The organism is Tepidicaulis sp., assembly GCF_965222285.1.
Lineage (GTDB): Bacteria > Pseudomonadota > Alphaproteobacteria > Parvibaculales > Parvibaculaceae > Tepidicaulis.
The window spans coordinates 2,739,584-2,759,366 of sequence record NZ_OZ244942.1 but is presented as its reverse complement, the minus strand read 5'-3'; the positions used below and the strand labels follow the sequence as shown (position 1 = coordinate 2,759,366).

19 protein-coding genes are annotated in these 19,783 nt (G+C 60.4%); 13 read left to right on the top strand and 6 right to left on the bottom strand.

Features of this window, described 5'->3' with window-relative positions; translation table 11 throughout:
• Nucleotides 1-85: 85 nt before the first annotated feature.
• From ACOQOT_RS13175 to ACOQOT_RS13160, 4 genes are all read right to left on the bottom strand, one after another.
• On the bottom strand, nt 86-3,211 hold the full coding sequence (locus ACOQOT_RS13175; RefSeq protein WP_420559712.1) for an efflux RND transporter permease subunit: 3,126 nt from the start codon (nt 3,209-3,211) through the stop codon (nt 86-88).
• The gene (locus ACOQOT_RS13170; RefSeq protein ID WP_420559711.1) at nt 3,208-4,791 is read right to left on the bottom strand and encodes an efflux RND transporter periplasmic adaptor subunit; all 1,584 of its coding nucleotides are present in this window, start codon (nt 4,789-4,791) and stop codon (nt 3,208-3,210) included. Before ACOQOT_RS13170 ends, ACOQOT_RS13175 begins: the two co-directional genes overlap by 4 nt.
• Nucleotides 4,784-6,043: a TolC family protein gene (locus tag ACOQOT_RS13165; protein ID WP_420559710.1), complete on the bottom strand. Its 1,260-nt coding sequence runs from the start codon at nt 6,041-6,043 to the stop codon at nt 4,784-4,786. Before ACOQOT_RS13165 ends, ACOQOT_RS13170 begins: the two co-directional genes overlap by 8 nt.
• Nucleotides 6,044-6,138: 95 nt before the next feature.
• Nucleotides 6,139-6,552, bottom strand: a complete 414-nt coding sequence (locus ACOQOT_RS13160; protein ID WP_420559709.1) for a hypothetical protein — start codon at nt 6,550-6,552, stop codon at nt 6,139-6,141.
• Between the two features lie 140 nt (nt 6,553-6,692).
• Between ACOQOT_RS13160 and ACOQOT_RS13155 the strand changes: the two genes are divergently transcribed.
• Nucleotides 6,693-6,881 carry a GDCCVxC domain-containing (seleno)protein gene (locus ACOQOT_RS13155; RefSeq protein ID WP_081875314.1) on the top strand — a complete coding sequence of 63 codons (189 nt, stop codon included), beginning with the start codon at nt 6,693-6,695 and terminating at the stop codon, nt 6,879-6,881.
• Nucleotides 6,882-6,914: 33 nt separating this feature from the next.
• On the opposite strand, the gene ACOQOT_RS13150 is transcribed toward ACOQOT_RS13155, so the two are convergent.
• Both ACOQOT_RS13150 and ACOQOT_RS13145 read right to left on the bottom strand, forming a co-directional pair.
• The gene (locus ACOQOT_RS13150; protein ID WP_420559708.1) at nt 6,915-7,133 is read right to left on the bottom strand and encodes a hypothetical protein; all 219 of its coding nucleotides are present in this window, start codon (nt 7,131-7,133) and stop codon (nt 6,915-6,917) included.
• Between the two features lie 51 nt (nt 7,134-7,184).
• Nucleotides 7,185-8,504: an APC family permease gene (locus ACOQOT_RS13145; protein WP_420561950.1), complete on the bottom strand. Its 1,320-nt coding sequence runs from the start codon at nt 8,502-8,504 to the stop codon at nt 7,185-7,187.
• A gap of 252 nt (nt 8,505-8,756) precedes the next feature.
• Here ACOQOT_RS13145 and ACOQOT_RS13140 point away from each other — a divergent pair, with 252 nt between their 5' ends.
• The 12 genes from ACOQOT_RS13140 (at nt 8,757) to ACOQOT_RS13085 (ending at nt 19,762) form a co-directional block, all read left to right on the top strand.
• Nucleotides 8,757-9,035 (top strand): DUF5676 family membrane protein, encoded by a 279-nt coding sequence (locus tag ACOQOT_RS13140; RefSeq protein ID WP_420559707.1) that lies wholly within the window; start codon nt 8,757-8,759, stop codon nt 9,033-9,035.
• A 304-nt stretch (nt 9,036-9,339) separates the two neighbouring features.
• The gene (locus tag ACOQOT_RS13135) at nt 9,340-9,987 is read left to right on the top strand and encodes a DUF6134 family protein (protein ID WP_420559706.1); all 648 of its coding nucleotides are present in this window, start codon (nt 9,340-9,342) and stop codon (nt 9,985-9,987) included.
• Nucleotides 9,988-10,008: 21 nt separating this feature from the next.
• Nucleotides 10,009-10,695 carry a response regulator gene (locus tag ACOQOT_RS13130; protein WP_420559705.1) on the top strand — a complete coding sequence of 229 codons (687 nt, stop codon included), beginning with the start codon at nt 10,009-10,011 and terminating at the stop codon, nt 10,693-10,695.
• Complete coding sequence (locus tag ACOQOT_RS13125) at nt 10,692-12,131, top strand: sensor histidine kinase (protein ID WP_420559704.1); 1,440 nt, start codon at nt 10,692-10,694, stop codon at nt 12,129-12,131. Before ACOQOT_RS13130 ends, ACOQOT_RS13125 begins: the two co-directional genes overlap by 4 nt.
• Nucleotides 12,132-12,200: 69 nt before the next feature.
• A complete protein-coding gene (locus ACOQOT_RS13120) occupies nt 12,201-12,830 on the top strand; it encodes a thermostable hemolysin (protein ID WP_420559703.1) in 630 nt (209 codons plus the stop codon).
• Nucleotides 12,823-14,325, top strand: coding sequence for an AMP-binding protein (locus tag ACOQOT_RS13115; RefSeq protein WP_420559702.1), 1,503 nt, complete (start codon nt 12,823-12,825; stop codon nt 14,323-14,325). Before ACOQOT_RS13120 ends, ACOQOT_RS13115 begins: the two co-directional genes overlap by 8 nt.
• The gene (locus tag ACOQOT_RS13110) at nt 14,322-15,008 is read left to right on the top strand and encodes a TenA family transcriptional regulator (protein WP_420559701.1); all 687 of its coding nucleotides are present in this window, start codon (nt 14,322-14,324) and stop codon (nt 15,006-15,008) included. Before ACOQOT_RS13115 ends, ACOQOT_RS13110 begins: the two co-directional genes overlap by 4 nt.
• Nucleotides 14,998-15,819, top strand: a complete 822-nt coding sequence (locus tag ACOQOT_RS13105; RefSeq protein ID WP_420559700.1) for an SDR family NAD(P)-dependent oxidoreductase — start codon at nt 14,998-15,000, stop codon at nt 15,817-15,819. Before ACOQOT_RS13110 ends, ACOQOT_RS13105 begins: the two co-directional genes overlap by 11 nt.
• Before the next feature lie 17 nt (nt 15,820-15,836).
• Nucleotides 15,837-16,604, top strand: a complete 768-nt coding sequence (locus ACOQOT_RS13100) for a hypothetical protein (RefSeq protein WP_420559699.1) — start codon at nt 15,837-15,839, stop codon at nt 16,602-16,604.
• Nucleotides 16,605-16,662: 58 nt separating this feature from the next.
• Nucleotides 16,663-17,310 (top strand): cytochrome b/b6 domain-containing protein, encoded by a 648-nt coding sequence (locus tag ACOQOT_RS13095; protein WP_420559698.1) that lies wholly within the window; start codon nt 16,663-16,665, stop codon nt 17,308-17,310.
• A gap of 17 nt (nt 17,311-17,327) precedes the next feature.
• Entirely contained in the window at nt 17,328-19,049 is a 1,722-nt protein-coding gene (locus ACOQOT_RS13090; protein WP_420559697.1) for a phosphoethanolamine transferase, read from the top strand.
• A gap of 2 nt (nt 19,050-19,051) precedes the next feature.
• Nucleotides 19,052-19,762 carry a phosphatase PAP2 family protein gene (locus ACOQOT_RS13085; protein WP_420559696.1) on the top strand — a complete coding sequence of 237 codons (711 nt, stop codon included), beginning with the start codon at nt 19,052-19,054 and terminating at the stop codon, nt 19,760-19,762.
• Nucleotides 19,763-19,783: the final 21 nt, after the last annotated feature.

Sequence of the window (19,783 nt, the reverse complement as noted above, 5' to 3'; positions counted from 1 at the left end):
CTGGCTTGTAACTCAGGTCAGCGGCGTTTTCCTTTTTAGCTGTGTTGGCGGCCAAGCGCGGCGCCTCAGGCGGCATTCTTTGACATTAAGCCTTTGCCGCTGCGCCGCCGTGCCAAAGGGCATAGATCGATGGAATGACGATCAATGCCAGTGCCGTGGCGCTCAGGATGCCGCCGATCATCGGCGCTGCGATAGGGGCCATGACCTCCGTTCCCGTTCCTTCCAGGAGCATGACAGGCAAGAGCCCTGCGATCACTGTCAGGAAGGTCATGACGATCGGACGCAAGCGCCGCAATGCGCCCTGGCGGATGGCGTTCTCCACTTCTTCGCGCGATGGGGCGCGGCCCTCGTTCAACGTACGTTCACGCAAGGCCTTCAGCTCCTGCCTCAGATACATGATCATCAGCACGCCCACCTCGATGGCGACCCCTGCCAGCGCGATGAACCCGACGGCTACGGCAACAGAGAGGTTGTATCCCAGAATGTCGATCAGCCATAAGCTGCCCACCAAGGCGAATGGCAGGGTGCCCATGATGATCAGCACGTCGCGGACATCTTTGAAGGCAAAATAAAGCAGCATGGCGATGATGAGCACCATGACGGGCCCCAGCAGCATCAGCCGTTCCTGTGCCCGCAAGAGATACTCATACTGCCCGGACCAGGAAATGGAATAACCGGCGGGCAGATCGAGCGCGCCGTTTACCGCTTCCTTCGCATCGGCCACATAAGAACCGATATCGCGGCCTGCAATGTCGACATAGATCCAGCCGTTCAGCCGTGCATTTTCGCTGCGGATCATGCTCGGCCCTTCGACAGTGCGGATATCCGCGACTTGACCCAAGGGGATATGCGCACCGTCTTCCGTTACGATGGGAAGCAGGCGCAAGGCGGCGGGCGTTTGCCGCACCGTTTGCGGGTAGCGCAGGCTGATCGGAAAACGCTCAAGCCCTTCTACGCTTTCCCCCAGCACCATACCGCCAATCGCTGTGCGGATGACGTCGTGAACGTCCGCGATGTTGAGTCCGAGACGGGCGGCGCGCTCCCGATCGATGTCGATATCGACGAAACGCCCGCCCGTTACCCGTTCCGCATAAACGGAGGAGGTGCCTTCGACAGTTTCCAAAATGCTTTCGATCCGGCTGCCGATTTGATCGATCACATTGAGATCGGGTCCAGCAACCTTGATGCCGACGGGAGTTTTGATGCCGGTTGCCAGCATGTCGAGCCGGTTTTTGATCGGCATGATCCAGACATTGGTGAGGCCTGGAATGTCGACGATCCGGTTGAGCTCGGCTTTCAGTTTCTCGAGGGTCATGTCCTCGCGCCACTGCGACCGGGGTTTCAACCTGATCACCGTCTCGATCATGGAAAGGGGCGCAGGGTCGGTTGCCGTATCGGCGCGCCCAGCCTTGCCATGAACGTTTTCCACCTCGGGCACCATCTTGATCAGCTTGTTCGTTTGCTGCAGCAGATAAGACATCGTGCCGGCGGAAGCGCCGGGAAAGGCGCTGGGCATATAAAGAAGATCGCCTTCGTTCAGCTCCGGCATGAATTCCGAGCCAATCCGTGAGAGCGGCAAGGCAGCGCTTACGAGCAGCACGCCGGACGCTGCCAAAACGACCAGTGGCCGGGCCACGGCGAAGTTGATCAGCGGCCGGTAAAGCACCGTCAGGAACCGGTTGACGGGATTTTTGTCCTCGGAGGTAATGCGTCCGCGTACCAAAAAACCGATAAGCACAGGCACCAGGGTCACCGAAAGGGCTGCCGAGGCGGCCATGGCGTAGGTTTTCGTATAGGCGAGGGGAGAGAACATCCGCCCTTCTTGTGCCTCCAGCGTCAGAATGGGCAGGAAGCTCAAGGTGATGATGAGCACGGAAAAGAAAATCGGCGGCCCGACTTCGGCGCAAGCCTCGCCAATGATTTTCCAGCGATCCGGGCCAGACGCCTCCCTTCCCTCCAGCTTCTTGTGCGCGTTTTCGATCATAACGATGGCGGCGTCCACCATCGTGCCGACGGCGATGATAATCCCGCCCAGTGACATGATGTTGGCATTGATCCCTTGTGCCCTCATCACGATAAAGGCGGCCAGTACGCCCAGGGGCAGGCTGATGACGACGACCAGCGAGGAGCGGAAGTGAAAAAGGAAGACCGCGCATACGAGCGCGACAATGATGAATTCTTCGATGAGCTTTTCACGTAATGTCGAAGCAGCTCTTCCTATCAGGGCAGATCTGTCATAGGTCGTGACGATTTCCACACCATCCGGCAGACTCTTTGCCAGGCTGGCGAGTTTTTCTTTGACGCGGTCGATGGTGGCTAGCGCGTTCTCGCCATACCGCATGACCACGACCCCGCCGACGGCTTCTCCCTCGCCGCCGAGCTCGCTTACACCGCGCCGGAGATCGGGGCCGAGCCGGATCTCGGCAACATCGCGAAGGAGAACGGGGGTGCCCCCCTCATCCGTATGAAGCGGAATTTGCGCCAGGTCTTCTATCGAGCTGACATAGCCGTTGGCGCGGATCACATATTCCGCTTCTGCCATTTCGATAACGCGGCCCCCGGTTTCCTGATTGCCGCGCTCGATCGCCCGGCGCAGCCGGGAAAGCGAAATGCCATGCGCGCGTAATTTGTTGGGGTCGGCGACGACCTGGTATTGTTTGACCATGCCGCCGATCGTGGCGACCTCGGACACGCCTTCCACGGCCTGCAGCTCGTATTTCAGGAACCAGTCTTGCAAGGCGCGTAATTGATACCCGTCCTGCTGGCCGGTGCGGTCGACAAGCGCATATTGGAAAACCCAGCCGACACCGGTTGCGTCCGGCCCGAGCGCTGGGCGGGCCCCTTCGGGCAGGTTGGGTGCGACCTGGCTCAGATATTCGAGCACGCGGGCGCGCGCCCAGTAAAGATCGGTTCCGTCTTTGAAGATCACATAGACGTAGGAATCATTGAAAAACGAATAGCCGCGCACACTGACGGCGCCAGGCACGGAAAGCATGGCAGTGGCCAATGGATAGGTGACCTGATCCTCGACGACTTGCGGAGCCTGGCCCGGATAGGTGGTTTTTACGATGACCTGCACATCCGAAAGATCGGGAATGGCATCGAGCGGTGTCGTGCGGATCGCCATAACGCCTGCAACGGCCAGAATAAGGGCCAGAATGACGACAAGAAAACGGTTGGCAATCGACCATCTGATAAGGAACTCGATCATTCCGCGTCCTCCTCATCGGCCATTCCCGAGAGGGGATGCAGCGCGACGATCTCATATCCCATGTCGCTTTTCCGGAACCGGACATGGACTTTTGTGCCAGGCTCTATGCCCATGAGGCCGACTTTCTCGGAAACGGCAAAGCCCATTTGCATGGAAGGCCAGCCAAGCTCAGCCACAGGCTCATGGTCGAGCGTCACCTGCCGGGTTTCCGGATTGACCGAGAGGACGTTTGCCGTGGTTTCATAAGCATCCGTATCGGTTCCCGGCTGGCTTGCCGGCATATCCATGCTCATGTCCATGGCTTCGTCCATGTTCTCTTCCATGTCTTTGCCCATCTTATTTTTCAGCTCATCTTCGGGCGTAGCCGATGTCATGCGCAGAAGCGCCGGATCGAGGCTCGCCTCGGAATCGATCAGGAATTGAGCGGCCGTCACGATTTCCTCGCCCTCCGAAACGCCTTCCAGAACCTGGACGCGCCCGCCCGATTCAAGCCCCGCCTTGACCGGGGTGGGGCGGAACCGCCCTTCGCCCAGCGCGACGATTACCCGGTCTTGCGAGGAGTGGCGGATGAGGGCGGAGGCCGGCACCGTCAACGTATCCATCGCCGGTTTCCCCTCGATCTCGACATTCGCGAACATGGCGGGTTTGAGCAGCCGGTCGGGATTTTCCAGCCGCAGGCGCACCGGAATGGTGCGGGTGCGCGGGTCGGCCATCGGGTAGACGTAGTCCACTTGCCCCTCCCAGGTTTTGCCGGGAAAGGAGGGCAGGGTGACTTCCGCTTTCTGGCCCGCGGCAACGCGCCCCACGGTCGCTTCGAAGAGATCCGCCATGACCCACACGCTGGAAAGATCGGCAAGGCGCATGGCGACATCCGACGGGCGCACGAAACTTCCTTGGCGTACATCCAATGACAGCAAGATGCCCGAGCGCGGCGCACGCACATCCACGAGGCGGATGATTTTTCTGCGCTGGGACAGCTCTTCGATCTGATCGCCGCTCATGCCGAGCGCTACCAGGCGCTCCTTGCCGGCCGCAATCATTTCAGATTGCCCCAGCCGTTTTGCCTGAAGATATTCACGCTGTGCCGTCAAAATCTCCGGCGCATAGAGGCGGAAGAGAACCTGGCCTTTTTCCACTTGTTCTCCGGCGGTCTCTACCATCAGCTCCTCGATCCAGCCTTCGGTGCGCACGTTGATGCTGGAAAGACGCTCTTCGTCCGGCGCGATGAAGCCGACGGTGTCGACCTGGAAAGGAAGGGTCTCGCGTCGCACCGGTGCGGTGCGCACACCGATATTGTTCACGGCGGCAGCGCTGATCTGCAGCGCAGGCTCGTCCGATTTGTCTTTATCGCCATCGGCATAGACGGGGATAAGGTCCATGCCCATGGGAGATTTTCCCGGCGCATCGCGGCGGAAATTCGGGTCCATCGGCGCGACCCAATAAAGGATTTCGTCCTCGCCTTGCATTGCGCCCGCCCCGGCGGAGCCTGTGCTCCCGCCCATCCAGGTTCCCGCGCCATATCCGGCCGCAAGCGAAGCGGCGGCAATACCGGCGCAGATCGCGATGAAAGTTCTATTCATGTGTGTCTCCAGCGAGATAGGAAAGCTTGGCCCAGGTTTTGGCGCGGTCGACTTGCAGGTCGAGATAAGTCAGTTCCGCATCGAGAACGGCCAGACGGTCGCGGATGATTTCGGGAAAGTCGGCGCGGCCATCGGCATAGGAACCGAGTGAGGCCTGAGCTGCATCGTGCGCCCTGCGGGTGACGGCTTGCTCGTAAAGCCGCAGGCGCCGGCCGAGTTCATGCCAATCGGCCAGGGCGATATCGAGTTCCCGTTCCAAGTCCTTCAGCAGGCTCTGACGGGTGAGGCGCGCGGCTTGCCGCTCTTTCATGGCGGCCGATAAACGCCGGTCCTGGCGTCCTTGCGCGAAAAGCGGGACGGAGAATGTCAGCCCGACACTGGCGAAATCGGCCCGTCCGCCTGCCCGGTAGCCATATCCCGCATCCACACTCCAGGAGGGTTTATAGGCTTCTTTCGCAAGGCCGATACGTACTTCCTCGCGCTCCTCCGCCGCCCGCTCGACGTCTATTGCCGGATGCGCGCTCAAAGCTTCTTTCAGTGCCGCTGGCGCGCGCGGTTCGTTCAGCAGCGGAAGCTCGCCCACCGGCGGGCGATTGGCATGCGCGCCGATATATCTGGCAAGCTCCGCCGCCGCATTTTTCCCGTGCTGGGCCAGTGCGGAAAGCCGGTCTTTCATCAGCGCGATTTCAAGATCAGCCCGGAAGATGTTCTGGCTGCTCGATGCGCCGCTCGCAAAAGCGCCGGTTTGGGCGCTCGCCAGGTTTTGGAGCGCACTGAGATTGGCCTTGATGATGCGGCGGGATTTTTCCGCGTGATAAAGATCGAGCCAAGCCCGGCGCACATCGAAGACGATCCGGCGGAGCAGTAGTTCTTTTTTCTGCCGCTCGATCGCTGCTTCCGCGTGCCGTTCACGGCCCCGGAGCGCAAGTGTGTCGCCAGGCAGAAATTCCTGACGCAGCGCAACCTGATACTGCGTCATGGGCTCTTGAACGTCGCGCAGCGTATCGACGGGAAAATTGGCGAGGCCGGTGCGAACCGTCGGGTCGGGCAGCGCGGAATCGGCGATGGCGCGTTCTTCAAGACTTTCGGCGCGGGCGTCGAAATGCTCGAGTGCAGGGTCCTGTGCTGTAGCAGCAAGGTGGGCAGCCTCCTCGAAACCGAGGGCTGTTTCTTCCGCGTGGAGCGGATAGGTCCAGGCAAGGATGCCTGCGCAAACCAGTGCGGTTTGCGCGATCCGGGAAAAGGGCGTCATGAGAGTATCGTCTCCTCGAACAGATCTGGAGATCCTTCCGGCTCCATGCCGGAGGAAGGGCGCGCGCGGCGCAGCGGCGCTACACGCGTGATCTGTTAGAGGCGGGGGGGAGGTGGATCGCTGGCGGGGACAAGATGCGCGGCGATCCGACTTCCGGGAATACGGACCTTATCGCCGCCGGAGCGCGCCGTTATGGCGCAAGCCGGGGCATGAAAGCTGGAAAGAGAGCCGGTGCTGCAAGCTGTAAGGCATGTTTTATCGCAGGCGGCGTCGCCATTGCCCGCCGTGCAGTCACCGTTTTCCGCGCAGGTGCCGCAGGTGCCGCAATCGTGCATTTCCCCTGCGGACGCGTTCACTTCCGCTACAGCACTTATTTTCCCTGCGTCAGGGGAGGGCGCCGAGCCTTGATCTGCCTGGGCGGCAAAGGGGCCCATATCCGCAGGCAAAAACGTGCCGGGCGCAACCAGCAGCGCCAAGGCAAGCAGCGGATATAAAAGATAGCGGATCATGAAGCCATCCTAGCCTCTCCGCCCGCCCGGTCCAGAGAAAAACCTGTTATGCGGCGATATGCTCCGCATCTTGTGAAGAAGCGTAATCTGCCCAAAGGGATAGGCTTGCGGTCCGGCTCACTTGGATGGGGACCGGCCTCATGATGACCGAATCCTTAATTACATGTCCGGCATGCGGCCATAAAGCCGTAGAGCAGATGCCAACGGATGCGTGCCAGTATTTCTACGAATGCAAATCCTGCGGCAGACTTCTGCGCCCTCTACCCGGCGATTGCTGTGTTTTCTGTTCCTATGGCGACAGGCCTTGCCCGCCGAAACAAGCTCATTGAGTGCCCCGGCGGGCTGCTTGGCAGAAGTGCGGTTTACGAGGACGGGTCTTGCTGCACGCTTTTATGCGCAGGCCATCTGGCGAAGGCCAGAAAATAAATCAGGGCGATATTGGCAATGGGCACGATGGACAAGAGCCCCAGTATGCCCGGATAGCCCGCTTTCTGACAGATGCGCCAGAAAGGAATGACAACAACGAGCGCCAAGATGAGCATCCAGATAAGATGCGCACCTGCCATATTTTCTTGCATCATCAAAACGTCTCCTTCCTTGGAAGCGGTTGCTTTCTTTTGCGCCGGGCCTTGTTACTGGTGTCCCTCACTCTTGCGGTGTTTCAAAAAAATCACCTCGGAAACGAAGATGACCGCCATCGCGCCCAGAGCGACGCCGACCACGGTGATGTCGGAGCCAAGTTTAACCCAGACAAAGCCGCCAAGAACGATGAGGTCGAGCAGAATGGCGGATATCAGGACCATGGCATTTGCGCCGATTTCTTTACGCAGATATCTAAGGATGCCCCAATGCACGGCGATATCCATAATTAGATAGAAGATAATCCCCAGTGCCGCGATCCGGGTGAGGTCGAAGAAAGCCGTGAGAACAATGCCCAGAACCACCGTGTAAACGAGGGTGTGTTTCTGAATGCTGCCGGGCATGCCGAAATGGCTATGAGCGACCAGACGCATTTGCGTAAGCATGGCAAGCATGCGCGACACCGCGAAGATGCTGGCGATAATGCCGCCCGCTGTTGCCGCCATCGCCAGAATAACGGTGAACCAGAGACCGAGATCACCGAGCGCCGGGCGGGCCGCGGCGGCAAGAGAATAGTTTTTTGTTTCTATGATTTGATCGATCGACAGATTGCTTGCCACGGCAAAACCGACCAGCGCGTAAATCACGACGCATAGGGCAATAGAGATCAGAATTGCCCGACCCACATTCTTATGGGGTTCGGTGAGCTCCGAGCCGCTATTCGTGATGGTTGTAAAGCCTTTAAAAGCAAGAATCCCAAGCGCGGTGGCCGCCAGAAACCCTTCCCATGAGGCGCGGGGGTCCGCCTGAGTGAAGTCTGCGGCAATATCTTCCGCCAGCCATACGCCGACGGCGCCGAAGAGCACGATACCGACGAGTTTGAGGATACCGATGAATGAAGCGACGGCTTCGATGATCTGGTTCTTTGACAGGTTGATCAGGAAAGCCGCAATCAGAAGCGCTACACCGAGGACCGGCACCCAAATACTGTTATCGGGCATATCGAAAAGCTGCAGCGTGTAGGCGCCGAATGTGCGGGCCAGGAAACTCTGCGCGATGACCATGGAAAAATACATAAGCAGCGCGTTGAAGGCTGTGGGCAGTGTGTCTCCATAGGCCTTGTGCAGATACATTGCGATGCCGCCTGCCGAGGGATAAGCGGCGGACATTTTTACGTAAGAATACGCGCTGAAGAGAACGACGATGGCGGCGGAGAGAAAGGCAATCGGAAATAACGGACCGGAAAGTTCGGCCATTTGCCCGGTTAGAGCGAAAATCCCCGCACCGATCATCACGCCCGTTCCCAGCATGACGGCGCCGGCGAGCGTCAAACTGTTTTTTGCGTATTTGGGAGAGCGGTCTTCGTTATCCATTTTTCCCTCCGTTTGCCATGCTTGAGCAGTCAGCCCCACTCCCGCATGAATCGGCCAGTATTGCAACGCAAGGAGAACGGGTTTGTTCTATGTCAAACGGCCTTATCTCTGCAGAGTTTCTTCAATTTGATCTGCTTAGGAATAAATTAAATGACCGTTCACCGGGATTGCAGTCTGGACAATCAACGGCCATAGGTTCACGCTTTTCAAAGCGAAAGCAGCCGATGGACCGATAAAGAACCGGAGGATGCCATGACAGAAACGCCAGCAATAGAAAAACGGCTTCGCATTGTGCCCGTCGGGCACAGCTTGTCCCTCTTTCTACTCATTAGCTATCTTTTGTGCGTCGCCTTCGGCCTTGTCGCGCCGGAACCGATGCGGATGTATGAGGCCTGGGCGCCGCTCCTTCCCGGTTTTGAATGGCTAACGGTGCAGGGGTTCTTTTTCGGGTTGATCGGCGCCTATCTCTACGGTTGGTACATCGCCGTTGTGTTCGTGCCCCTCCGCAACTTTTTTCACGCAAGAGGTTAAAGAAGACGCGAGACCACATTGGTTAGCTGCTGTGCCAAGGCAGGGTAAGTGCGGCCGTAATGCAAATTTCTAGTTTTGGCAATGCGGCCGGGACGCCCAAGCTAACCCCGGCGGAGCTCAATTGAAGGTTCATGGCTGAAACGGGTAATACCCTTTGTCGTCCTTATGGCAGATACCCTTAACCTTGCTTGCCAGGAAAGGGGAGGCGTCAAGCCGCGCCCCCACATTTCTGCGGAGTCCGTAAGGATGCCGTAAGCGAGCCGGGCTCTGATGCGGCCAAACAGTGATGCGGAAGGGGCTTTGCATGAAAAGGGAAATTGCCGGGGCGGTGCTGGGTGCGGGGCTTTTCTTGGGCCTGGTCCAGACGGCGGGCGCGGCGGTGCCGGCGAGCGGCGAATTGCATTTCACGGTGATGCGCGAAGGCGATGAAATCGGCACGCATGAGATCGAGTTCGAGCAGAAAAGCGGCGCGCTTGAAGTTGAAATCGAGACCGATGTGGCGGTGAAGGTGCTCGGCATCGCGCTTTACCGGTTCGAGCATGAGGGCCATGAGGTCTGGCGCGACGGCCAGCTTGTGCAGCTCAATTCCAAAACCAATGACGACGGTAAGGCGCACCATCTCGCCGTCCGCCTGGAAGACGGTAAGCTTGTTGTGGACGGTGATGGCCGCCAAGGTCCGGAAGAGCCGGGCGTTATTCCCGCCTCGCTCTGGAACGAGGAACTCGTCAAGCAAAGCGCGCTTCTCAACACGCTCGATGGCAGCCATATGCCGGTAACCGTGACGCGGGTCGGTGCGGAAATCGTGGAGGCGGGCGGGCGCAATGTAAGTGCGACGCATTATTCTGTGACCGGTCAGCTTAACCGGGAGCTCTGGTACGATGCGAACGGCGTGCTCGTACAAGTGCAGTTTGCCGGTTCGGATGGGTCGCAGATCAGCTATATTCTCCAGTAGGTTCACTGGATAGCGGTCTTCATGCGGGCACTTATTATCGAAGACAATGACCGGATCGCCCGGATCGTCGCCGAGACGGTCCAGGGCGCCGGTCTTGTTGCGGATATTTGCATGACGGCAGAAGACGGCGCCCTCGCCCTTTCCGGTGTGCGCTACGATGTGCTGGTGCTTGATCTCGGCCTGCCCGACACGGACGGCTTCGTTTTCCTGCGCCGCCTGCGCCAGGAAGGAAAAGATATCCCCGTTCTCATCCTCACGGCGCGTGACGATATCAAGGAGCGGGTCGAAGGGCTCAATCTCGGCGCGGACGACTATCTGACCAAACCCTTTGCGCCGGAAGAGCTTGCCGCGCGTGTCCGGGCGCTATTGCGCCGCCCCGGGGGCGCGCTCGGCGTTGAGCTTGCCTGCGGCAATGTCCGTCTCGACACGACGGGCCGGAGCGTCGCGGTAGGAGAGGTGCCTCTCGTGCTTTCACGCCGGGAAACCGATCTTCTCGAGCTGATGATGCGGCGGGCGGGCCGCGTCGTATCGAAATCGGCGATCGAAGAAAATCTTTATGCCTTCGGCGATGAAGTCGCGTCCAACTCGGTGGAAGTCTGCGTTTACCGGCTCAGGCGCAATCTGGAAAAAGCAGGCGCGAGCGTCGGCATTCACACGGTGCGCGGCGTCGGCTATCTGCTGAGCGAGAACGAGGCGGTGGGCTCATGAGAGCGCTGCTGCAGCTGAAAGGCCCGCGCTGGATGAGTTCGCTGACCGGCCGGCTCTCCGTTTCGCTTTCTCTCATCGTCATCGGAGCGGTGGCGATCATCCTCGGCGTGCTCTCGGTGCAAATGGCGGTGGAGCAGGATACGCTGCGCGACCGGTCGCTTGAATGGCAGGCAAAAGATGTGGCGGTTCATTTGCGAAGGGAGGCTGGCGAGGTGCGGCTTGCCTTGCCGTCCGAACTTGAAAAAGCCTATAGCGCGCCGGACGGGCAGTATCTCTTCTTGATTTCCGATGCGGAGGGCGCGCCGCTGATGCATTCCAATTACGGGATGCGCCTTGCCGGTCACTTGCCGGAAGACTGGTTCGACCCGGGTGCGGGAAGGGAGCGCGTCAGCTATTTCGAATTCCGTGATCTGGAGCGCGGGCAAACTTTTTATGGTGCGAGCATGCGGGTGTGGCTCGGGGAGCAACCTTATACGGTGCAGGTCGCGCAAGGCCCCGTTCATTCCGATGTGCTGGCCGATACGGTGATTGAGGAGTTTTTCGAGCGCCAGTGGTGGGCTTTTCTGCTTTTTCTTGTGGCCATCATTGCAACGGTGGTGCTGACGGTGCGTCTCTCCTTGCGTTCCATTGGTGCGGTTTCGCGCGTTGCCCGCTCGCTTGGGCCGGCCTCTCTCGATGCGCGGCTGGAAACGGAGGGTATCCCGTCGGAAGTCCTGCCGATCGTCGAGGCGGTCAACGAGGCGCTGCGCAAGATCGAGGACGGGTACCGGCGCCAGCGGGAGTTTACCGCCAATGCCGCCCATCAGCTGCGCACGCCTTTGACCATTTTGCGGGCGGATTTGGAAAACCGCGAGCTCGACCGCGCCGAAGCCTTGGGAGAAGTGCGCGCGCTGGAGCGTCTTGTGCAGCAATTTCTGCATCTTGCGCAGGCGGATAATTTTCAATTGGCGCTGCATGAACAAACGGATCTTCACGAGGTGGCTGAAGAAACGGTGGCGGCGCTCGCGCCTTTTGCTTTGAAGCGCGGTCAGGAGGTTGCGCTCGAGGCGCCGGAGGGCGCGCTTTTCGTGCGCGGCAACCGGTCCTTCATCGCCGTTGCCTTGCGCAATCTGATTGAAAACGCGTTGCAATATTCCCCGGCAGGGGAGGCTGTGACGGTGAGGGTGGAACGGCCCGGAAAAATAAGCGTGATCGACCGGGGTTGCGGCATCGAGAAGAGCCGGCTCGGCCTCGTGTTCGACCGTTTCTGGCGTGCTGACCGCAAGGTGGAGGATGGCGCGGGTCTCGGCCTTTCCATCGTTCAGCAGATCATGGCGGCCCATGGCGGGCGGGCGGAGGCTGCGCAAAATCCAGGCGGCGGCGCGCTGTTTACGCTTGTTTTCCCTGAGTTTTCCGCCGACCCGTCTGCCCATGAAGCGGCCCCTTCCGCGCCGTAAGGTTGGTGTAAGCCGGCCCCTTCAGCATGAGCCTGTCTTAAAGGGCTCATGTGTAACGGAGGCGGATAGGTGCAAGCCACGATTTTGGGCCGGGCGAGCAGCGGCCGCGCAGAAGCGGAAGCGTTCCTGAAAGCCGGTTATGCGCGGGCTTATGGCGCGCAGCTTGAAAATTTTCCCGCACAGCTCTGTGTCGTTCAGCGCAATGGCGGCGCGCCGCTTGCCGGGGCCGGTATCCGACTTGCCGCGGACGGGTTTTTCTCCGAAGCCTATCTCGACAAACCGCTTTGCGACATTGCGGCGGAGCTTTGGGGCGGGCCTTCTTCCCACGCCTTTATCGAAATTACGACGCTGGTCAGCGCCTCGCCCTTCGCGCTTTTTCCGCTTATGGCGGCGCTGCTCGATTATGGCCGTGCGCGCGGGCTGACCGCCGGACTTTTCACGATCACCGCCCCGCTGCGTGCGCTCTTCCTGCGGCTTGGCATTCCCTTCACGGCGCTTGTCCCGGCACGGGCGGAGCGGATCGGCAACGCGCAAAGCTGGGGCAGCTATTATGAGATGGACCCCTGGGTTTGTTTGATGCGCGACCCGGCGCATGCTGCTTTTCCGCGGGCCAGCCTTTCCGTGCCCGCTCTGACGCCGGCTTCCTCTCCGGCGCCCGCCTTTTCTTCCCCTTTGAAAGAATGTGCTCTTCATGGCTGAGGTTATTGCCGCCCTGGCGCGCGCCGCAGAAACGTGGCCGGACCGGACCGCTTTTCGTGACGATGAAACGTCCTGCAGCTTCCGTGAGCTTGCCGCCCGTGTGGCGGGGGCGGCGGAAAGGCTGGCCGAAGGCGCCGGCCCCGTCGGATTGATGGGGGCGAACGGTATCGACTGGGTGGTGGCCGATCTTGCGGTGACAGCGTCGGGCCGCTGCCTTGTGCCGCTGCCACCCTTCTTTTCCGATGAACAGCTTGCCCATGTGGCAGGGGATGCGGGGCTTTCTCTCATTCTTTGCGATGAGGACAACAAAGCCCGCGCGGCCCGCCTTGCCCCAGTCGAGACGCTTTTCGGGCCGGATGTTATTGGCAAGGCGGATACCGGGCTGCTGCGCGCGCACCGGCCCGGCCAGCGAATTATTTATACCTCCGGTTCGACCGGCAGGCCGAAAGGGGTGCGGCTCGGCGACCGGCAGCTCGATCATATTTCCGCTGCCTTGGCCCGCGCCATTTCGGCGACCAGCGCGGATAGTTATCTTTCCATTCTTCCCTTCCCTCTGCTGCTTGAAGAACTGTGCGGCATTCACGTGCCCATTCTCGTTGGCGGGCTTTCCGTTATCCGGCGCCATGTCGCCGGGGCCTGCGCGGGCGGCGATCTCGATGCAATCCGCCTTGCCTTTGAAGAGGTGCGCCCCAGCGTGAGCGTGCTGGTGCCCGAGCTTTTACGTGCCTGGGTGGGCGCGCTGTTGCTCGCAGACGCCCACGCGCCTTCCTCTCTGCGCGCCGTTGCGGTGGGCGGCGCGCCGGTACCGCCGCAAGTGCTTCAGGCGGCCGCCTCGCTCGGCATTCCCTGTCTTGAAGGTTACGGGCTTTCCGAATGCGGCTCGGTCGTCGCGGTCAACCGGCCGGGCGGTGCTGCCGCCGGAACAGCCGGCAAGGTGCTGGACGGGCTTACCGTCACGATCGAAGAGGGTGAGATCACGGTGTCGGGCCCGAGCGTCATGAGCGGCTATGCAGGGGCCCCAGATCATCAGGGGCCATGGCGCACGGGCGATCTTGGCCGGTTCGATGCGGCGGGTAATCTCATCGTTGAGGGCCGGAAAGACGCGATGCTGGTGACGGCCTATGGGCGCAATGTGCAGCCGGAATGGATCGAAGCGCAGCTTCAGGGCGATCCGCGTATTTTGCGCGCGGTGCTCTGCGGTCATGGCGCGCCTTATCCCATAGCGCTCATCGTGGCGGGCGTTTTTGCCGGCGATTTTTTTCAGACAGCGGAACCTGCGGCAATCATCGAGGCGCTGCAGGGCGTTTTGACGGGCATACCGGATTATGCGCTGCCGCGCAGTTTCGCCGTGTTGACGGGCGATGAGATGCAGGCATTCGGCCTTCTCAGCCCCAATGGACGTCCGCGGCGCAAGGAAATCGAAACCTGGATCAAGGGGCCGGAAGGTCAGGCCCGGCTCAAAACCGCCTCACGCATGGAGGAAAAGTCCGCATGAGTTTTTACGATACACTTCTTCAGGAGACGCAGGCCGCGCGGGACGCGTTTTTTTCCATCCCCATCGTGCTGGAGGCGGCGCAGAACGGTGTCGGCCGCGATCTCTATATCGCCTATCTGACCGAGGCCTATCATCACGTCAAACACACATGCCCGCTTCTGGCGCATGCGCTCGCCCATTGCCCGAAAGGCGACAGGACCTACCGCAGTGCGCTTCTGGAATATCTTTCCGAAGAGCAGGGACACGAAGAATGGATCCTGAACGATATTGCCCATCTCGGCGGAGACGCGGAGCGGGTGCGGGCCGGAGATGGCGACTGGCCGGTGCGCGCGATGGTGGCATTCGTTTATTACGCCGTTCAGTTCGTCAATCCCTATTCCATGCTGGGCATGGTGCTGGTGCTGGAGGGCACGTCCGTCGATATCGCGTCGGCAGGAGCCGATGCGGTGCGCAAGCGCCTCGGGATGGAGGGTCAGGCCAAGGGCTTCACATACCTCACCTCGCATGGGGCGCTCGATCAGGACCATATCGCCTTTTTTGAGAATCTCGTCGATCAGGTCGAAGGCGAGGAGAACCGGCGCGCCGTCATCGATACGGCAAACATGGTGTACCGGCTTTGGGGAGAGATGTTCGCCAAGCTTGCCCGCGATGCCGGGCTTGGGGAGGCGCAGCATGCGGCGTAAGAAAGACCGGCTGGTCGTCATTACCGGGGCAGGTTCGGGCATCGGCGCGGCGCTTGCCGGAGAGGCGGCACGCGCGGGCGCGCGGCTCATTCTCGCCGGGCGGCGCAAGGAGGCACTTGAAGAAACGGCTGCCCATCTTCCAGCCAGCTCTGAGCCCATACTGGTTCAAGCGGACATCACGAGAGCGGAAGGGCGCACGGCGATTGCCGAAGCGGTTGCAGGTGCTGGCGGCAAACTCGACATATTGATTAACAATGCAGGCGCGGTGCGCACCGGCTCCATCGCGGGCATGACGGAGGCTGCGGTGATGGAAATGCTGCAGACCAATCTTGCCGCGCCGCTGCTTCTCAGCCGGGATCTGCTGCCTTTCCTCAAACGCGCCGCCGCGCCGCGCATCGTCAATGTCGGCTCGATGTTCGGCGATATCGCCTTTCCGCTTTTTGCCGCCTATTCGGCAACGAAATTCGGCCTGCGCGGGCTTTCCGATGCGCTGCGCCGCGAGCTTGCGCCTGACGGTGTGGGGGTGACATACGCCGCCCCGCGCGCGGTGCGCACGCCGGCGGCACAGTCTTTCGAGGAATTGGTCGAGCCGTTCGGGATGAAACTCGATGATCCGGCCAAAGTGGCGCGGCGCATCTGGCGGGCGGCGGAAAAGCAAAAACGCAGTGTCTATCCGGCGGGTCCCGAGCGCTTCTTCGTGCTGCTTCAGCGCCTTCTGCCGGGCGCCGTGGATGGGGGGCTCATCAAACAATTTACCGCCTATCGCGGCGCTGCGGCTGGAGGCGATGAAAGGGAGGCACGCGTATCGTGATGTATCGGGGGCAGATGATGACATATATCGCAGGATCCCGCGCGCTGGCTTTGGCCGCCTCTGTTGCAGCGGTTTGCACCTGTGTTTCTTCCCCGGCTTTGGCGGGCACGAAGCTTTATTCACCGCTCGTCGAAGAAGGCGCGCTGGAGATTGAGCAGCGCGGCTTCGTGACCAGCGACAGCAAGAGCAGTCTCGATAACGAGCAGTTCTATTCGGCAAGCATCGGCTACGGGCTGACAGATTATTGGTTTGCCGAGATCGGCGGGGAATGGGTGCGCGATCCGGGAACGGGTAACACCCGGTTCGATGCCACGAAATGGGAGAACCGTCTGGAAATCATTGGCGACGGTTCGCATTTCGTCGATTTCGGTTTGCTGGTCGAATATCTCAAAGGCGATGGCGGGCAGCCCGATAAATTCGAATTCGGCCCGCTCATCGAAAAGCGTATCGGTAATACCGTGACCCGGGCCAACCTGCTTTTCGAGCGCGAAATAGGCGCAGGGCGCGATAGCGGGCTCGGCGTCGAATATGGCGCGGGCATTCATTATGAATTCTCCGATGAGTTCTATGCCGGGATCGAGGCCTTCGGCTCGCTGGGGCCTGTGCACGATTTTAAAAGCAGCAAGGATCAGGAACACCGGGCCGGCCCCGTTCTGGGCGGCGCGTTCGAGCTTGACGGTGTGCCCGGCGAGATCAAGGCCGAGGTCGGCTACCTGCGCGGTCTGACCGGGGCAACGGCGGACGACACCGTCAAATGGATGTTGGAATACGAGCTGGAGTTTTAAGGTGTCCGTAAAATCAGAGACAGGAAGCGGCCCGCGCCCGTTTGAGGCGGGATCGGGCGTGAACGCAAAGGATGAGGATCAGGTCCGTGTGTGGGACCCGCTCGTGCGTTATGGGCACTGGTTTCTGGCGCTTTGCTTTGCCGTGGCTTATCTGAGCGAAGGCGAGCCTTTGTGGCTGCATAGCTGGGCGGGGTACGGGATCGGCGCTTATGTCATGCTGCGGGTTCTTTGGGGATTTGCCGGGCCGGCCCCCGCCCGCTTTGCGAATTTCATCGCGCCGCCGCGCGCGGTGCTGGGCTATTTGCGCGGCCTTTTGACAGGCAGTGCTCCGCGCCATCTCGGGCACAGCCCGGCGGGCGGTGCAATGGTAATCGCCCTTCTTTTCATGCTTGCCGTGACAGCCCTGAGCGGCATGGCATTGCTTGCCGCCGAAGAAGGCGAGGGGCCGCTTGCCCCGCTTTTTGCCAACGGCCAGATGCGGGAGATTTCCTTCATCACGCCGGCCCGTGCCGATGATGACTATGAAACGGATGGTAGCCATGAAGGCCATGAAGGTGCGGAGCTCTTGGAAGAAATCCATGAGCTTGCCGCCAATCTGACACTCGTTCTGGTTTTCCTGCATCTGGCGGGGGTGGCCGCCTCCAGCATCGCGCATCGGGAGAATTTGCCGCGCGCCATGGTGACCGGTTTTAAACGGCGCTCCTGAGTTTCTTGCAAGGCCTCATGACCTATAAAACCACCATATCAAGTGCGCTGCGCCGGCGTTCGGCAGGCGGCGCAGGCGGGCAGGAGCAGGGAGTGCATCCGCTGCTTCTCGCGTTTGGCGCAAGCGCGGCGCTGCTGCTTTTTTATAATGTCCGGCTATGGCAGACCATTTGGCAGGCCTGGCCGGGACGCTCTCTGGAAGACTATGCCTTTCTCGGCTCTCTCGGTCTTGTTCTGTGCGCTTTGTTTTTTCTTCTGCTGCAGCTCGCCGCGTTGCCGCGCATTATGAAGCCTGTCTTGGCCGTGCTTTTTCTTCTGGCGGCAGCTACCTCCTGGTTTACCTCCTCTTACGGGGTGATGTTCGACCAGACCATGATTGCCAATATCGTTGAAACCGATACGGGCGAGGCGGGCGATCTTCTCTCAGTCCCCTTTCTTCTTCATATGCTCTTATTGGGCGTTCTTCCGGCGGCGCTGATTTTTCGGGTGCCGCTGCGCTGGCCGGGTTGGCGGCGCGAGCTTTTCCTGCGCGCGGGCAGCCTCGTTACCTGCCTTGTCATTATCGGGCTGAGCGGCGCATTCTTCTTTCAGGATTATGCTTCGCTCATCCGGAACAACCGGTATCTCCGGCATATGATCAACCCGACCTCACCGATCTATTATTCGGCGAAATATCTCACGGAAGGTGAGCGGGGCGGTGCGGGCGGCGGGGAGATACGCCGTCTGGCAAAAACTGTGCGTCGCGGGAAAGAAATGGGCGGGCCCGGCAAGCCGCTTCTCTTTGTCGTGGTGGTGGGCGAGACGGCGCGGGCCGCCGACTTTTCCCTTAACGGCTATGAACGTGAAACAAACCCTGAACTGGCGGCGCTCGGCGTTGTCAGTTTCAAAAACGCTTATTCATGCGGCACTTCTACGGCCGAGTCCCTGCCTTGCATGTTTTCCGCCGCCGGGCGGGAGGTTTATGACCGAGCCGATGCCATGCGCTCGGAAAACGCGCTCGACATTCTCAAGCGCGCGGACGTCGATGTCCTGTGGGTGGAGAACAATTCCGGCTGCAAAGGCGTCTGTGCACGCATCGAGACGGAACAGCCGGACACAAAAACCTATCCGGATCTTTGCACGCAGGCCGGCTGCCCGGATGAAGTGCTGGTGGAGGCGCTAAAACGGCGGGTGCGCACGTTGAAGCGGGATATGGTTATCGTGCTGCATCAGATGGGTTCGCACGGGCCGGCCTATTACAAACGCTATCCTGCCCGGTTCGGTATCTTTGCGCCGGTCTGCGGCACGGTGAATTTGCAATCCTGCTCTTCGGACGAGATACGCAATACTTATGACAATTCCATACGGTATACGGACCATGTGCTGGCCGGTGTGATCGGTGTACTTCAGCAGCACCGGGCCGATGCCGACACAGCCCTTCTCTATGCTTCCGATCATGGCGAGTCGCTTGGCGAGATGGGGCTTTACCTGCACGGCCTGCCATATGCGTTTTCGCCGGATGTGCAGCGGCACATCCCTTTCCTGCTTTGGATATCGGATGGCTATGCGGCACGGTTCGGGATCGAGCGGGCAGCGCTTTCCCGCCGGGCCCGGCTGCCGGCAACCCATGATGCGATCTTCCATACGATATTGGGCGCTCTTAACGTGGAGACCGAGCTTTACGACCGCGCGCTCGATCTTTTTTCGGCAGGCGCGGCGGAAGAAAAAGCTGCGCCGCAACCCGGCGGTCACGGGGCCTAAGCGTGCGGAAGAGCGGGCTTTTTCTGGAAAGCGCCATTTGTCTGGCACTTATCGTGCTCGTTCTTATGCTGCCTGAGCTTCAGTTCCTCGACGGATGGCTGCAAAGCTTTTTCTTCGACCCGGCGGCAGGCGGATGGCTCGTCCAACCTGAAGAGCGCGGGCTCTTATTCTGGGCGTTTTATAAGTTGCCGAAAATCCTGCTTGTCGCCTCGGCTTCGCTACTTGTTCTCTATCTTTGCGCAAGGCGCCTTTCCGGCCGTCCCTGCTCCCATGCCCGCGCGCTTTGGGCTGCCTTGCTCGTTCTGGCTTTGGTGCCGCTTGCGGCGGGGCTATTGAAGGGGGTGACGGGCGTTTCCTGTCCGGTGCAGGAGCTCTCCTTCGGCGGGCCTTATGGAGCTTTCAGTATCTGGGACCGGCTGGCGGCGCCGTTTTCTTCTTCGGCGCATTTTCAGTGCTGGCCGGCGGGGCATGCCGCAGGCGGGTTTGCCCTGCTCGGGGTGAGGTTCCTGCAGCCTTTGCGGATGCCATCCTTGCCAGCCGCTATTTACTGGTTGCCGGGCATTGCCATGGGCTGGCTGATGGGGCTCTTCCAGATGGCGCGCGGCCAGCACTATTTTTCACACACGCTTGTCAGCATGCTGCTTGCCTGGGGCATATCGAGCCTCATCATGGCGCTTTTTATGAAAGAGGCGCGGTGCGTCAGCGGTGCCTAGCGCGGCCATGCCCCATGGCGC